The organism is Streptomyces xanthii (assembly GCF_014621695.1).
Classification (GTDB): domain Bacteria; phylum Actinomycetota; class Actinomycetes; order Streptomycetales; family Streptomycetaceae; genus Streptomyces; species Streptomyces xanthii.
Map to the genome: position 1 here is coordinate 500,329 of NZ_CP061281.1, position 15,108 is coordinate 515,436.

Sequence of the window (15,108 nt, forward strand, 5' to 3'; positions counted from 1 at the left end):
TGTGAGGCACACGACGTCTCTCCGAGGGATCTTGACGCTTCCCTGACGCCGGGAGCGGGGACGGACCGGTCGGGGCTGCTTACGCTGACTCGACCGTCGGTGCGGGTGTGCGCGCTGCGGTCCGTCCCCCCTTTTCCCGCAGCCCCAGGAGCATCCATGTCCACGACCGACTCCGCGCGCGGCGGGCGCCTGCGCGCTTGGATGCTGGAGGGCCTGTCGGACATGGGCAAGGGCCGCCCGTCCGTCCCCAAGCCCGACACCGGCACCGAACACCAGGGCCAGCCCTGGTACCGCGTCATGTGCCTGACCGGCGTCGACTACTTCTCCACCCTCGGCTACCAGCCCGGCATCGCCGCGCTCGCCGCCGGACTCCTCTCCCCCGTCGCCACCATCGTCCTCGTCATCGTCACCCTCGCCGGCGCCCTGCCCGTCTACCGCCGCGTCGCCGAGGAGAGCCCCCACGGCGAGGGCTCGATCGCGATGCTGTCGCGACTGCTCTCCTTCTGGAAGGGCAAACTCTTCGTCCTCACCCTCCTCGGCTTCGCCGCCACCGACTTCCTCATCACCATCACCCTCTCCGCCGCCGACGCCTCCACCCACCTCGTCGAGAACCCCCACCTCGAATCAGCCCTGCACGACAAGCAGGTCCTGATCACGATGATCCTCATCGCGCTCCTCGGCGCGGTCTTCCTCAAGGGCTTCCTCGAAGCGATCGGCGTCGCCGCCGCCCTCGTCGGCATCTACCTCGCGCTCAACGTCGTCGTGGTCGTCACCGGCCTGTGGCACGTCGTCACCGCGGAACACGTCGTCACCGACTGGACCAGCGCCCTCACCCAGGAACACGGCAACGTCTTCGTCATGATCGGCGTCGCCCTCGTCGTCTTCCCCAAACTCGCCCTCGGCCTGTCCGGCTTCGAGACCGGCGTCGCCGTCATGCCCCACGTCAAGGGCGACGCGAGCGACACCGAGGCGAACCCCGCCGGCCGGATCCGGGACACGAAGAAGCTGCTGACCACGGCCGCGCTCATCATGAGCGTCTTCCTCATCTGCACGAGCTTCATCACGACGGTCCTGATCCCGCAGAACGAGTTCGAGGCGGGCGGCAAGGCCAACGGCCGCGCCCTCGCCTACCTCGCCCACGAGTACCTCGGCAACTCCTTCGGCACCGTCTACGACATCTCGACGATCCTCATTTTGTGGTTCGCCGGCGCCTCCGCCATGGCAGGCCTGCTCAACCTCATGCCCCGCTACCTGCCCAAGTACGGCATGGCCCCGCACTGGGCCCGCGCGGTGCGCCCCATGGTCATCGTCTTCATCCTCGTCGCGTTCCTCGTCACCTGGCTCTTCGACGCCAACGTCGACGCCCAGGGCGGCGCCTACGCCACCGGCGTCCTCGTCCTCATCTGCTCAGCCGCCATCGCCGTCACCATCGCCGCGAACAAAGCCGGCCAACGCGGCTGGACCATCGGCTTCGGCATCATCGCCGCCGTCTTCCTCTACACCACCGTCGTCAACATCATCGAACGCCCCGACGGCGTGAAGATCGGCGCCTGCTTCATCGCCGGCATCATGCTCATCTCGCTCCTGTCCCGCCTCGGCCGCGCCTTCGAACTCCGCGTCACCCACGTCGAACTCGACGACATGGCCGAACGCTTCATCCGCGACATCTGCAAGCGCACCCCGCGCTTCATCGCCAACGAACCCGACAACCGCGACGCCGACGAATACCGCGCGAAGAAGGACCAGATCCGCGCCGACAACGACATCCCCGGCACCGAGGACTTCGTCTTCGTCGAGGTCACCATCACCGACCCCTCCGAGTTCGAAGCCGGCCTCACCGTCCGCGGCGAAGTCCTCCACGACCGCTTCCGCGTCCTCACCGTCGAAGCCTCCTCCGTCCCCAACGGCCTCGCCGCACTCCTCCTCCACGCCCGCGACCTCACCGGCGTCCGCCCCCACATCTACTTCGAATGGACCGAAGGCAACCCCTTCGCCAACTTCCTCCGCTTCTTCCTCTTCGGCCAGGGCGAAATCGCCCCCGTCACCCGCGAGGTGCTGCGCGAGGCGGAGCCGGACCGCGAACTGCGCCCGCGCGTCCACGTCGGCTGAGTGGAAGCGGAGTTGTCGCCGGCCGTCCGACCGGCCGGCGACAACTCTGCGCAAGGGCCTGGCCAATGACATAATCGCCGGGTCCTTCACCGTCCGAGTACACGCTGGAGTCCGACATGACGGCACCGTCTTCGCCGAGCCGTATCGACACGAGCAAGCCCCACCCGGCCCGTGTCTACGACTGGCTCCTGGGCGGCAAGGACAACTACCCGGTCGACCAGGAAGTGGCGGAGAAGCTGCCCGCCGAGGCGCGGAACAACGCGATGCGCAACCGCGCCTTCATGCACCGCGCCGCCGCGTGGCTCGCGCAGAGCGGCATCGACCAGTTCCTCGACATCGGCACCGGCATCCCGACGAAGCCGAACCTGCACCAGATCGTGCAGAAGATCGTGCCGTCGGCCCGGGTCGCGTACACGGACAACGACCCGATCGTGCTGCGGCACGCGGAGGCGCTCCTCGTGAGCAGCGCGGAGGGGGCCACGGACTACATCGAGGCCGACGTCCGTGACCCGCGGGGCATCCTCGACCACGCCCGTACTTTCCTCGACTTCGAGCGGCCGATCGCCCTGTCGATGATCGCGCTGATGCACTTCATCACGGACGACGAGGACCCGTACGGCCTGACGCGCACGCTCGTCGACGCCCTCCCCTCCGGCAGCTACCTGGTCCTCTCCCACGGCACCACCGACGAGCACCCGCACCTGGCGAGTTCGGTGAAGAACACGTACCGCAAGGGCGAGATCCCACTGCGGATGCGCACCCGCGCCGAGGTCGAGCCGTTCTTCGAGGGCCTGGAGCTGGTCGAGCCCGGACTGGTGACCGCGACGAAGTGGTACCGGTCCGAGCCCGCGCCGGCCGAGGAGCTGAGCGGTTTCTACGTGGGCGTGGCGCGCGTTCCGTAGCCGGACCTCGCGGCGAACTCCGCGAACCAGGGCAGCAGGTCGGGGCGGGTCACCGTACCCTCGGCGACGACGTCGGCGGCGCGGGCGCCCTGGAGGATGCGTTTGACGGGCACCTCCAGTTTCTTGCCGGTGAGGGTGCGGGGCACGGCCTCGACGGGGACGATCACGTCGGGGACGTGCCGCGGTGAGAGGTGTCGGCGGATCGCGGCGACGATCTCGTCGCGGAGGTCGTCGTCGAAGGACTCGCCGGGCGCGGGCACGACGAACAGGGGCATCGCGTAGCCCCCGCCCGGGAGTTCGGCGCCGATGACGAGGCTGTCGGCGACGCGCGGCAGCCGTTCGACGACGGCGTACAGGTCGGCGGAGCCCATGCGCACGCCCATGCGGTTGAGGGTGGCGTCGGAGCGTCCGGCGACCTCGACGGACAGGTCGGGGTGCAGGGTGATCCAGTCGCCGTGCCGCCAGACGCCCGGGTACACGTCGAAGTACCCGGCCCGGTAGCGGCGGTGGTCGGTGTCGCCGAGGAAGTGGAGCGGCATCGAGGGCAGCGGGGCGGTGACGACGAGTTCGCCCTGCTCCCCCACGACCGGCCTGCCGTCCGGGTCCCAGGCGTCGAGGGCGACGCCGAGGGCCGGTCCGGAGAGCCGCCCGGTGTGTTCGGGCAGCAGGGCCGAGTCGCCGGCGAGGACGGAGCAGATGTCGGTGCCGCCGCAGATCGACTGGAGCCGGGCGCCGGGCGCGAGCCTGTCGCGGACCCAGTGCCAGGTGCTGTCGGGCATGGCCGAGCCGGTCTGCAGGACGGTGCGCAGGGCGCCGAGGCCGAGGTCGCAGGCCGGGTGGGCGCCCGCCTTCTCGCCCGCGGTGAGATAGGCGGCCCCGACGCCGACGACGGTGGCGCCGGTGCGTTCGGCGATGCGCCAGACCCCGTCGACGTCGGGGTGGGTGGGGCTGCCGTCGTAGAGGACGATCGTGCTGCCGTGGAGGAGTCCGGCGACCATGAAGTTCCAGACCATCCAGCTGGTGGAGGTGTGGAAGAGGTAGCGGTCGTCGGGGCGCAGGCCGACGCCGAGGCCGAGCGCCTTGAGCAGTTCGACGACGATGCCGCCGTGGCCGTGGACGATGCCTTTGGGGACGCCGGTGGTGCCGGAGGACCACAGGATCCACAGCGGGTGGTCGAAGGGGACGTCGGCGAAGACGAGCGGGGCGTCGCGGCCGGCGAGGGCGGGCCAGGGGTGCTGGGTCACGTCCTTCCGGTCCGACCAGGCCGGTCCGGCCGCGGACCTGTGGAGGCGGTCGACGGCGACCAGATGGCGGACCGTGGGCAGTCCCGCGAGGAGTTCGGCGGTCTGGGGCCGCCGGTCGTACTCCTTGCCGCCGTGGCGGTAGCCGTCGGCGGAGAACAGCACCTTCGGTGCGGCCTGGCGCAATCGGTCGAGGACGCCTGCGGTGCCGAAGTCCGGGGAGCAGACGGTCCAGGTGGCGCCGACGGCGGCGGTGGCGAGGAGCGCGACGACGGCGTGCGGCACGTTCGGCAGGTAGCCGGCGACGCAATCGCCGGGTCCGACGCCGAGGTCGCGCAGTCCGGCGGCGACGCCCGCGACCTCGGCGCGCAGCCGCTCCCAGGAGAGGTGTTCGGGCGCGCCGGTCTCGGAGACGGCGATGACGGCGGGCCGGGTGGCGTCGGAGCGGGTCAGGCACTGCCGGGCGAAGTTGAGGTGGGCGCCGGTGAACCAGGACGCGCCGGGCATCGTCGCGTCCGCGAGCACCTCCTCGTAGGGGCTGACGCGGTCCAGGCCGTAGTACTCCCACACGGCGGACCAGAAGGCGGGCAGGTCGTCGGTGCTCCAGCGCCACAGGGCGGCGTAGTCGGCGTGGGCGAGCCCGCGTTCGCGGCGCAGCCAGGCCTGGAAGTCGGCGATGTTGGAGTCCGCCGCGGTCACTTCACCGCCTCCCGTCCGGTGGGGACGGGACAGCCGAGCTCTTCGAGGAGCCGCGCGGCCTGCGGCCATTCTCCGTGGCCCGAGGCGGGGTTGAGGTGGCCGACGGGGCCGATGCCGACGAGGCGGCCGCCCCAGTCGGCGGCCAGGGCGGCGACCTTCTCGGGGCGGGCCAGGGGGTCGTTCGTGCTGGCGGCGACGATGACGGGGAAGGGCAGCCGGGCGCGGGCGACGGGCAGCCAGCCGTGGGCGCGCAGGGTCTCCGGGTCGGGGTGGCCTTCGGGCAGCGGGGTGTCGAAGTCGGGCGGGGTGGCGAGCAGGGCGCCGAGGACCGGGCGGTCGTCGTGGGTGAGGGCCCAGTGGACGGTGGTGTGGACGCCGGCGCTGTGGGCCACGAGGACGACGGGCCCGGCGACCGAGGTCACCGCCGCGTCGAGGGCGGCGACCTGGGCGGCGCGGCTGAGCCGTGCCTCGGTGAGCGGCGGGACGGTCACCGATCCGGGGATGCGGGCGGCGAGGCGGGTCTGCCAGTGGTCGGGGACGTGGTCGCGCAGTCCGGGGACGAACACGACCGTGGGAGCGGTTGTCGGATCGGGGGTCATGTGGGGAGCTCCGTCTTCGTACGGGGTGCGGCCGGGGCGGCCGGGAGGAGGTCCGCGGCGTAGTGGCGGCGGCCGAGGGCGAAGGCCAGGGCGGCGCCCAGGGAGACGAACGGGATGACGCCGAGTGCGGCGTGCAGTCCGATGTGGTCGGCGAGCATGCCGGTGACGGCGGGTCCGGGCGCGAGGCCGATCAGGCTGTTGGCCAGGGTGAGGGTCGCCATCGAGGTGGCGACGACGGCCGGCGGGGTCAGGCTCACCACCATGGCGGCGGCGGGTCCGGCGGTGGCGTTGGAGAGCAGGGTCCCGCCGCCGATGAGCAGCAACTGGCCGATCCCTGTGGGGAGTTGGAAGCCGATCCCGAGCAGGACGAGGGATCCGGTGCTGCACAGGACCGCGAGGGTCCACTTGTGCCGGCCGCCCCGGCGGCCGAGCCGGTCGCTGACCAGGCCGCCGCCGATCATGCCGATCCCGGTGATGAGGGCGAAGATTCCGGCGACGAGTCCGGCCTTGTCGGTGGACAGGCCGTAGGAGCGGTCGAGGTAGCTGGGCATCCAGGCGAGCAGGGACATGGCCAGGAACATCTGCAGTCCGCTGCCGATGTAGGCGCAGCGTACGGACACGGAGGAGAAGAGGCGGGGCAGGAGGGACCGGACGGGGCCCTGCGCGCCCGGCGGGTTGCCCTGTTCGCGGCAGGCGCGGGCGAGTCGGCGTTCGGTGACGACCACGCTGTAGACGGCGGCGAGCACGAGGCCGAACAGACCCATGATCGCGAACGTCCAGCGCCAGCCGAGGTGTTGGGCGATGACGCCGCCGATGGAGACGCCGAGGACGGAGCCGAAGGCGCCGCCGGCGATGAAGGCGCCGGACAGCGTGGCCCGCAGGGTCGCGGGGAACACGCTGATCACGACGGCGACACCGACGCTGCCGTAGGCGGCCTCGCCGACGCCGACCATGAACCGGCCGAGGAACATCTGGCCGTAGCTCGCGGCGACGGCGCAGCCCAGGGTCGCGAGGCTCCACACGACGGCGGCGAGGACGAGGCTGCGGACGCGGCCCCAGCGGTCGGCGAGCAGGGACAGGGGGAAGGTGAGCACGCCGACCATGAGGGCGACGATCCCGCTCAGCGAGCCCAGTTGGGCGTCGGAGAGCATCCACTCGGCCTTCAGCAGCGGGAACACCGCGTTGAGGACCTGCCGCGACATGTAGTCGGAGAGCAGCAGGCCGAAACTGAGGCCGAACACGACCCACGCGTAGCCGCGGGTCCTCCGCTCACTCGGGCCGGTCACCGGCGATCCCGGCGCGCTCCATCTTGCGGACGGCGGGCCAGTAGTCCTGGACCGCGTAGTGCTGGGTGGAGCGGTTGTCCCAGATGGCGACACTGTCGGGCGTCCAGCGCCAGCGGACCTGGTACTCGGGGACGGCGGCCTGGCTGATCAGGTAGTTCATCAGGAGGTTGGCGCCGGGGGCGTGGTCCTGGCCGAAGCGCACGTTCTCGGGCGTGTGGTGGTTGACGAAGTGGGTGGTGAAGGCGTTGACGAAGAGGATCTTCTCGCCGGTCTCGGGGTGGGTGCGCACCACCGGGTGTTCGGGGTCCGGATAGCGTTCCTTGAGCCGGTGGCGTTCCTCCGGCGGCATCACGGCGCCGAAGCTGGCCTCGATGCTGTGGCGGGCGCGCAGGCCGGCGATCTGGGTGCGGATGTGCTCGGGGAGTCGGCGGTAGGCCTCGGCCATGTCGACCCAGATGGTGTCGCCGCCGACCTCGGGGGTCTCGACGCAGCGCAGGACGGCGCCCATGGGCGGGCGTTCGCGCCAGGTGGCGTCGCAGTGCAGGGCGTTCTCGTAGTGCTCGGGCTTGCTGTCGAGGTCCTTGTAGATGCGGACGAGTCCCGGGTGGTCGGGGTCGCTGCCGAGGACGGGGTGGTCCTCCAGCGGGCCGAGACGGGAGGCGAAGGCGACGTGGTCGGCGCGGCTGAGGTTCTGGTCGCGCAGGAAGAGCACCTTGTGGCGGAGCAGGAGCTGCCTGATCTCGGCGAACAGGGCGTCGTCGTGGACGGCGTCGGCGAGCTGGACGCCGTGCAGTTGGGCGCCGAGGGTGCAGGTCAGGGGCTCCGCGTCGATCCGGGTGCGGACGGCGGTGGGCGTCTGCGTCATGTGCGCGCTCCTCAGGGGATCAGGACGGAGGAGCCGGTGGTGAGACCGGACTCCAGGGCGCGGTGGGCGGCCACCGCGTCCGTCAGTGCGTAGCGCTGGTCGATGCGGATACGAATACGGCCTTCGGTGACGTGGTCGAAGAGTTCACCGGCGAGCGCGTCGCGTTCGGCGGGGTCCGCGATGTAGTCGGCGAGGGCCGGGCGGGTCACGAACAGGGAGCCGTGGACGGCGAGTTTCATCGCGTCGAGGGGCGGGACGCCGGAGGCGGTGCCGAAGCAGACGAGGAGTCCGCGGCGGCGCAGCGAGGCCATCGATCCCTCGACGGTGTCCTTGCCGATGCTGTCGAGGACGAGCGTGACGCCCTCGCCGCCGGTGATCTCCCGCACGCGTTCGGCGACGTCCTCCTTGCGGTACAGGACGGTGTGGTCGCAGCCGTGGGCGCGGGCGAGGGCGGCCTTCTCCTCGGTGGAGACGGTGCCGATGACGGTGAGGCCGAGGAGCTTGGCCCACTGGCAGACGATGAGGCCGACGCCGCCGGCCGCGGCGTGCAGCAGGATCGTGTCGCCGGGCTTCAGGGGGTGGATGCGGCGCAGCAGGTAGGAGGCGGTGAGGCCGCGCATCGTCATCGCGGCGGCGGTCTCGCAGTCGATGCCGTCGGGCAGCTTGATCAGGGGTCCGGCGTCCATGACGCGGGCGGTGCTGTAGGCGCCGAGCGGGCTGCCGGTGTAGGTGACGCGGTCGCCGGGGCCGAGGTGGGTGACGCCGGGTCCGACGGCTTCTACGACGCCGGCGGCCTCGACGCCGAGGCCCGCGGGGAGCGGGGCCGGGTACAGGCCCGTACGGAAGTAGGTGTCGGCGAAGTTGAGGCCGACGGCCTCGTGCCGGACGCGGACCTGGCCGGGGCCGGGGTCGCCGACGGTGACGCTCTCGAGGCGCAGGACCTCGGGGCCGCCGGTCTCGTGGAAGCGGATGGCGTGGGCCATGAGGGTTCTCCCTGGGTCCGGCGGGTCAGCGGGGGGTGTCGCGGAGCATGAAGCCGCGCTGCCCGGGGCGCCGGTTGGGGACCATGCCGAGCCGGGCGAGGGTCTCGTCGGTGTCCGTGTAGTACTCGCCGATGTGGTAGATCTCCTTGGCCTCGGCGCCGGTGGCGACGTCGCGGCCGAGGGTGTGCGCGATCTGTGTCATCTGCTCGACCTGGCGCACGGAGCTCATCCGCTCGCCCTTGCGGGCCCACAGGTTGTCCTCGTTGCCGACGCGGACGTGGACGCCGAGGGCGATCGCGATGGCGTTCATGGGGGCGACGGCGCGCATGGAGGACTCGATGGTGAGGACGGCGCCGTCGGGGACGCGGCGCACGAACTCGATGAGGTCGGCGGGGTGGCGGCCGGCGAAACCGCCGCCGATCGCCACGTAGTTGAGGACGAGCGGGCCGGTGTACTCGCCGCAGCGGATGAGGCGCTCCACGGTCTCCAGCTGGGCCAGGGTGGCGAGTTGGAAGTGCGGCTGAATGCCATTGCCCCGCAGCCGCCGCAGGTGTTCGAGGTAGAAGTCGGGGCCCGCCTCGACCACCATGTCGCGGTAGGCCTTGTAGTAGTCGGGCTTGGCGATGGAGGTGCCGGCCAGGTCGTCGTCGGTCATGATCTCGACGATGTTCATCTGACTGGTGTTGATGGCGATGGTCACCTGGTCGGGGCGCGGGTCGAGATCGGCGAGCAGGTGGCGGGTGTCGTAGCTGAGCCACTTGGCCTCGGAGCCCTCGTCCTCGGGGGCGAAGGAGATGGATCCGCCGATCTGCAGGACCATGTCGGGCACGGCCTCGCGCAGCCGGCCGATGAGCTCGTTGAACTTGGACATGCGCTTGGAGCCGTGTCCGTCGAGTTCGCGGACGTGGATGTGGAGCACGGTGGCGCCCGCGTTGTAGCAGTCGACGGCGGCCTGGACGTGCTCGTCCATGGTCAGGGGCAGGTCGTCGGCGTCGCCGGGCAGCCACTCGGGGCCGTAGGGAGCGGCCTGGATGACCAGCTTCTCCTGGTTCTCGGGCAGCAGGGAGTCGTCGAGGAAGTGCATGGCTGTCTCCTGGAACGGGGCGGCGGGCGGTGGCGCCGGAAACGGTCGCGGCCGGGCCCGACGCGTGGTGGAGGCGGGGACACCGGGTGGTGACTGCTTCGGTGTCGCTCGCGGTACCGCCACGTTAAGAGCGGGTTACCGGCCGCGCTTCACCCATGGAGACACAAGACTTGCCCGTTCGGGACAGGTCAGGGAGAGGCTCAGTCGGCGGACGGGTCGGCGCCGGCCGCGTGCCGGGCGCGCCAGTCCCGGGCGCTGGTGCCGAACTGCTCGCGGAACCAGCGGGAGAAGGCGCTCGGCGCGGAGAAGCCGAGGAGGCCGGAGATCTCGGTGAGCGAGCGGCTCGGGTTGGCGACGAGCTGCTCGGCGAGCTGGGTGCGGGTGGCGTTGACGAGTCCGGAGAAGGTCTCGCCGGTCGTGGCGAGGTGCCGGTGGACGGTCCTGCGGTCGACGCCGAGGCTGCCCGCCACCTGCTCGACGGAGCAGCGCCCGGTGGGCAGCAGCACCTCGATGAGTTCACGGACCCGGTCCAGTTCCGTCGTGTCCGTGGTGACGGCGAGGGACTCGAAGTACTGGCGGGCGTAGTCGCGCAGGAGCGGGTCGGAGAGCTTGTTCGGGGTGTCGAGCTCGGAGGCGTAGAGGACGATGCCGGTGAACTCCCGGTCGAACTCGACCACGGGGCCCAGGAGTCGGCGATGGGTGGTGAGGTCCCGGGGTGCGGCGTGGGTGAAGCACACGGAGACGGGCTGCCAGCGCGGGCCGAGGAACTCGCGCAGGAAACCGATGAACGTGCCGACGGCCAGCTCGACGGCCTGGCGCGACTCGTGGAACTCGCCGAGTTCGAGACCGACCCGCACCGTGGCGAGACCGGCGGCCTCGGTGAGGCGGCTGCGGAGCATCTCGTTGTACATGCGCTCGTGGCGCACCAGGAGGGCGAGGGCGCTGCGCACGTCGGGTTCCTCGCGCAGAACCAGGCTGATGGGGCCGAGGTTGGCGAAGCGGCGCCGCTCGGCGAGGAGCAGCCCGAAGTCCTCGCGGCGGGCGGTGGCGGCGGCGAGTTCGAGGAGTCGGGTGACGGCGTCGCCCGACACCCAGCGGTCCTGGGCGGCGAGGCCCACGGGGTCGAGGCCCACTCTTTTCATGAGGGCGCGCGGGTCGATGCCGACGGACTGGCCGAGCTCGACGTAGCTGCTCAGCGCGGCGTTGCGGACCAGGGGCTTCATCGGGCGCTCCGGGGCTCGGTCCTGGATCTCGGTCCTGCCGCACGGAGCGGACGCTCCGTGCGGGACCTGTCCCCAACTGATAAGTCATCTGCCCCGTGAGGTCAAGCGATGCGACAGACCGTGACCTAGCGTGGCACCACCCCGACGCCCCTCGAAAGGAGCCGGCCGTGGGCCCCTCGTCAGCCGCCGCCCGCGCACTTCCCTGCCACGGCCCCGCAGTGTGGACAGGGTCGGATCTCGCCGCATCCGGAGCCTGGCTGCGCCGCCCGACCCCCGGGCAGCTCGCCGAGCTCGCCACCGCCGTGCGCACGGTCCGCACCCGGGGCACACCGATGCTCCGGGTGACCGCCGCACAGTTCCCTGCACCTGCCTGGCACACCGAACTCCAGGCGACAGCCCATGAGTTGACACACAGGTGCGGGGTGGCGGTCGTACGGCGCATCCCCGTGGAGGGCTTCCGTCCGGCCGAGCGGGAGCAGCTGCTGTGGGGGCTCGGCCGGCATCTCGGCACACCGGTCTCGCAGGACGTGACGGGCCACATGCTGGGCCGCCTGCCCGCGGCCGGTCCGCCCGCCGCCTCCCCCGGAGCGTTCCGCACCGACGACGCGGACACGACGGCCCTGCTGTGCCTGCGTCCCGCGCGGGCGTCCCTGGTCAGCTCGGCGGCGCTGCACAACGCCGTGCTCGACCGCGGGCCCGAACTGCTCGACCGTCTCTACCGCACCCATCACCTGGATCGCGGCCCGCGGCTGCCCGCCCTGGCCACGCCCCTCGCCCACCGCACGGAGCGGCACTTCAGCCTCCGCTACGACCGTCACCGGATCGAGGCGGCGCAGGCCCGGCCCGATGTGCCGCGCCTGACCCACGAGGACATCGCGCTGTTCGACCTCCTCGACGCGGCCGCCGCGTCCCCGGTCCTCCGCCTGGACCTCGACCTCTCCCCCGGCGACCTCCTCCTGCTCGACAACCACGCGGTGCTGCACACGCTCGCCTTCACGCCACCCCGCGCGACCGCGCCCGAGGCCACCGCCGACGCCCTGCGCCTGTGGCTGACGCCACATCAGCCCCGGGACCTGCCCGCAGAGTTCTGGGGCGACACGGCCCGGGGCCCGCACGGGACGCGCGGCGGCGTCCCGCCCCGTGACGTGATCACCCACCGCTCCCCCTTCCACGCAAAGGAACCCGCATGACCGCCCCTGGCCCCTCCGTGCCGAAGCCTCCGAACGTGTCCGCCCTGCCCGCGCTGCTCACCCGGTCCGCCCGCGCGCACGGCGACCGTACGGCGGTCCGCGAAGGCACGGCCTCGCTCACGTACGCGCAGCTCGACGACCGGGCGGCACGGTTCGCGGCGCTGCTGCGGTCGCGCGGGCTGCGCCCCGGCGACCGGGTGGCGGTGGCGCTGCCGAACGTCCTGCGCTTCCCGGTCGTCTACTACGGCACCCTGTACGCCGGGGCCGTGGTGGTGCCGCTGAACCCGCTGCTCAAGGCGGGCGAGCTGGAGTTCGCGCTGCGGGACAGCGGGGCGCGGCTCCTGGTGGCCGCGCCGGCCGGAGCGGACGAGGCCTCCGCCGCGGCCGCACGGACCGGCGCCGAGTGCCTGGTCGCGCATCCGCCCGCCTGGGACGGACTGCTGCGCGCGCAGGACCCGTCGGCAGGCGCTGCGGCGGGCGCGGCCGCCGACGACACCGCGGTCATCCTCTACACCTCGGGCACCACGGGCACCCCCAAGGGCGCCGAACTGACCCACCGCAATCTGGTCACCAACGCCCTGACGACCGCCCGCACCCTGCTCCGGCTCACCCCGGACGACGTCCTCTTCGGCGGTCTGCCCCTCTTCCACGCGTTCGGCCAGACCTGCGCCCTGAACGCGGCGACCGCGGCGGGGGCCGCGCTCTCCCTGCTCCCCCGCTTCCAGCCGGACCGGGCCCTGGAGACGCTGCGGCGCGACGACGTCACCGTCTTCCTCGGCGTCCCCACCATGTACACGGCGCTGCTGCGCGCGGGGGTCGGCCCGGCCCTGCCCCGGCTGCGGCTCGGCGTCTCGGGCGGCGCCTCGCTCCCCGTGGAGCTGCTGCACGCCGCCGAGCGCGAGCTCGGGGTCACGGTCCTGGAGGGCTACGGACTGTCGGAGACGTCGCCGGTGGCCTGCTTCAACCCGCCGGACCGGCCGCGCAAGCCGGGTTCGATCGGCCTGCCGGTCGAGGGCGTCGAGCTGTGTCTGTTCGGCCCCGACGGGCGGCCGACCGGGCCGGGTGAAGTCGGTGAGCTGGCGGTCCGGGGCGAGAACGTCATGAAGGGGTACTGGCGGCGCCCGGATGCGACCGCCGCCGCGTTCCGGGACGGCTGGTTCCTCACCGGCGACCTGGCCCGCGTCGACGAGGACGGCTACCACTTCGTCGTGGACCGCAAGAAGGACCTGATCATCCGCGGCGGCTACAACGTCTACCCGCGCGAGATCGAGGAGGTCCTGTACACCCATCCCGAGGTGGTGGAGGCCGCTGTCGTGGGGGTGCCGCATCCGGAGCTGGGCGAGGAGGTCGCGGCCGTGGTGACCCTGCGGACGGACTCGGGCCCGGCACCCGAGGCGCTCGTCTCCTACGTGAAGGAACGGGTCGCCGCGTACAAGTACCCGCGGATCGTGCGCATCGCCGCGACCCTTCCGAAGGGACCGACGGGCAAGATCCTCCGGCGGGAGATCGTCGTACAGGACGACGTCTCCCGGACCGGCGCGCCGGTCACCACCCCGTCAGGAGCAGGTGGTTGACGAGCAGCGGCAGGGTCACCTGGGCGGCGAGCCAGGCGCGCGGGCGCGGGAGCAGGGCGCAGGCGGGGAGCAGCCAGAGGGAGAACGGGAGCCAGATGCGTTCCGTCTCCGCCTTGCTCATGCCGGACAGGTCGGCGATCAGCAGGGCCAGCAGCCCGGCCGAGGCGAGCAGGGCCAGACGGCGGGTCGCCGGTGGTCCGGTGCGGTCGGTCAGCGCGGTCACGGCGCGGCGCAGGCCCGCGACCGCGGCCAGGCCGACGATGAGGACCGTGCAGGCGAGGTTGGCCCACACCCAGTAGCCGTACGGGCGGATGCCGCCCGCGCCCTGGTAGTAGCGGGTCACGAGCAGCCGGTACGCCTCCCACCAGTCGAAGCCGGCGAGGGTGAACGCCAGCGGCACGACCGCGCATCCGGCGAGCAGCAGGAGGAGCAGCGCGGGGCGCCGTCGGATCTCGTGGCGGCCGAGCACCAGGACGGCCGCGCCGATGACGGCGACGAGGGTGAGTCCGTAGGAGAGGTAGCAGGTGAGGCCGTAGAGGAGACCGGCGCCGGCGGCCCAGGCGATGCCGCGGCCGGTGACCGCGAGGGCGAGGAGGGCGACGGACCAGGCGGCGACGGCCGCGAAGTACGCGTCGGCGGACGCGCCCATCCACACGGCGCCGGGGGCGGCGACGAGGAACGGGGCCGCGCGGCGGGCCAGGGCCTCTCCGGCCAGGGCGCGGACCGCGACGAGGACGGCGACGCAGGCGGTGGCGCCGACGACGACGCACCACAGGCCGGCCCAGCCGCCGCCGCGCAGTCCGATCCGGTCGAGCAGCACGAACGTGAGCGTGGCGCCCGGCGGGTGGCCCGCGGTGTGGGCGGGCCAGTGGTCGGGCGAGTCGAGCAGGATGTGGTGCGTGAAGTCCCGCAGGGTGGCCGGGATGTCGTGGAAGCGGTCGATGGACTGGAGATATTCGTACCGAGTGGTGAGCCGTACGGCGATGCCGCGGTGCCGGCCGTCGACGAGGGCGAGGGACAGGATCCAGGCGGTGGCCGCCGCCCACGCGCCGGGCAGCAGGATCCGCCAGGGCAGGCGGGCGGCGACGGCGGGGCCGTAGGCCACGAGGAGGCCCGCGAGCACCAGGGCGGGGACGGTTCCGGGGCCGGTGTGGGGCAGCCAGTTCGCGTACAGCGGCGGCCAGCCGACGTGCAGCGTGCCGTACGTCCCCTCGATGTGCCGGCCCACGAGCACGGCCGCGACCACGAGCAGGGCCGCGGCCGTCGCGGCGGCGAGGTCGAGCAGGTCGCGGCGGGGGTCGGTGGCGAACTCGGTACGGGAGCCGGAGGGTTCGGTGCGGGTCACACCGGCAC

12 protein-coding genes are annotated in these 15,108 nt (G+C 72.3%); 4 read left to right on the forward strand and 8 right to left on the reverse strand.

What is annotated here, in order from left to right; translation table 11 throughout:
- Positions 1 to 156 precede the first annotated feature (156 nt).
- Positions 157 to 2,109: an APC family permease gene (locus IAG42_RS02390; RefSeq protein ID WP_188335335.1), complete on the forward strand. Its 1,953-nt coding sequence runs from the start codon at positions 157 to 159 to the stop codon at positions 2,107 to 2,109.
- Positions 2,110 to 2,225: 116 nt separating this feature from the next.
- The gene (locus IAG42_RS02395; protein WP_188335336.1) at positions 2,226 to 3,011 is read left to right on the forward strand and encodes an SAM-dependent methyltransferase; all 786 of its coding nucleotides are present in this window, start codon (positions 2,226 to 2,228) and stop codon (positions 3,009 to 3,011) included.
- Here the strand turns inward: IAG42_RS02395 and IAG42_RS02400 are convergent.
- From IAG42_RS02400 to IAG42_RS02430, 7 genes are all read right to left on the reverse strand, one after another.
- Positions 2,984 to 4,951 carry an acetoacetate--CoA ligase gene (locus IAG42_RS02400; RefSeq protein ID WP_223205821.1) on the reverse strand — a complete coding sequence of 656 codons (1,968 nt, stop codon included), beginning with the start codon at positions 4,949 to 4,951 and terminating at the stop codon, positions 2,984 to 2,986. The two genes, IAG42_RS02395 and IAG42_RS02400, sit on opposite strands and share 28 nt — an antisense overlap.
- Positions 4,948 to 5,550: an RBBP9/YdeN family alpha/beta hydrolase gene (locus IAG42_RS02405; protein WP_188335338.1), complete on the reverse strand. Its 603-nt coding sequence runs from the start codon at positions 5,548 to 5,550 to the stop codon at positions 4,948 to 4,950. Before IAG42_RS02405 ends, IAG42_RS02400 begins: the two co-directional genes overlap by 4 nt.
- The gene (locus tag IAG42_RS02410) at positions 5,547 to 6,836 is read right to left on the reverse strand and encodes an MFS transporter (RefSeq protein WP_223205822.1); all 1,290 of its coding nucleotides are present in this window, start codon (positions 6,834 to 6,836) and stop codon (positions 5,547 to 5,549) included. Before IAG42_RS02410 ends, IAG42_RS02405 begins: the two co-directional genes overlap by 4 nt.
- Positions 6,820 to 7,701, reverse strand: a complete 882-nt coding sequence (locus tag IAG42_RS02415) for a TauD/TfdA dioxygenase family protein (RefSeq protein WP_188335339.1) — start codon at positions 7,699 to 7,701, stop codon at positions 6,820 to 6,822. Before IAG42_RS02415 ends, IAG42_RS02410 begins: the two co-directional genes overlap by 17 nt.
- A gap of 11 nt (positions 7,702 to 7,712) precedes the next feature.
- On the reverse strand, positions 7,713 to 8,684 hold the full coding sequence (locus IAG42_RS02420) for a quinone oxidoreductase family protein (protein WP_188335340.1): 972 nt from the start codon (positions 8,682 to 8,684) through the stop codon (positions 7,713 to 7,715).
- A gap of 25 nt (positions 8,685 to 8,709) precedes the next feature.
- Entirely contained in the window at positions 8,710 to 9,768 is a 1,059-nt protein-coding gene (locus tag IAG42_RS02425; RefSeq protein WP_188335341.1) for a BKACE family enzyme, read from the reverse strand.
- A gap of 200 nt (positions 9,769 to 9,968) precedes the next feature.
- Complete coding sequence (locus IAG42_RS02430) at positions 9,969 to 10,991, reverse strand: AraC family transcriptional regulator (RefSeq protein WP_188335342.1); 1,023 nt, start codon at positions 10,989 to 10,991, stop codon at positions 9,969 to 9,971.
- A 167-nt stretch (positions 10,992 to 11,158) separates the two neighbouring features.
- Between IAG42_RS02430 and IAG42_RS02435 the strand changes: the two genes are divergently transcribed.
- Together IAG42_RS02435 and IAG42_RS02440 are read left to right on the forward strand one after the other, a co-directional pair.
- On the forward strand, positions 11,159 to 12,181 hold the full coding sequence (locus tag IAG42_RS02435; RefSeq protein ID WP_188335343.1) for a TauD/TfdA family dioxygenase: 1,023 nt from the start codon (positions 11,159 to 11,161) through the stop codon (positions 12,179 to 12,181).
- The gene (locus IAG42_RS02440; protein WP_188335344.1) at positions 12,178 to 13,755 is read left to right on the forward strand and encodes a long-chain-fatty-acid--CoA ligase; all 1,578 of its coding nucleotides are present in this window, start codon (positions 12,178 to 12,180) and stop codon (positions 13,753 to 13,755) included. The genes IAG42_RS02435 and IAG42_RS02440 overlap by 4 nt, the downstream gene beginning before the upstream one ends.
- Here the strand turns inward: IAG42_RS02440 and IAG42_RS02445 are convergent.
- Positions 13,727 to 15,040 (reverse strand): hypothetical protein, encoded by a 1,314-nt coding sequence (locus IAG42_RS02445; RefSeq protein WP_188341144.1) that lies wholly within the window; start codon positions 15,038 to 15,040, stop codon positions 13,727 to 13,729. The two genes, IAG42_RS02440 and IAG42_RS02445, sit on opposite strands and share 29 nt — an antisense overlap.
- Positions 15,041 to 15,108: the final 68 nt, after the last annotated feature.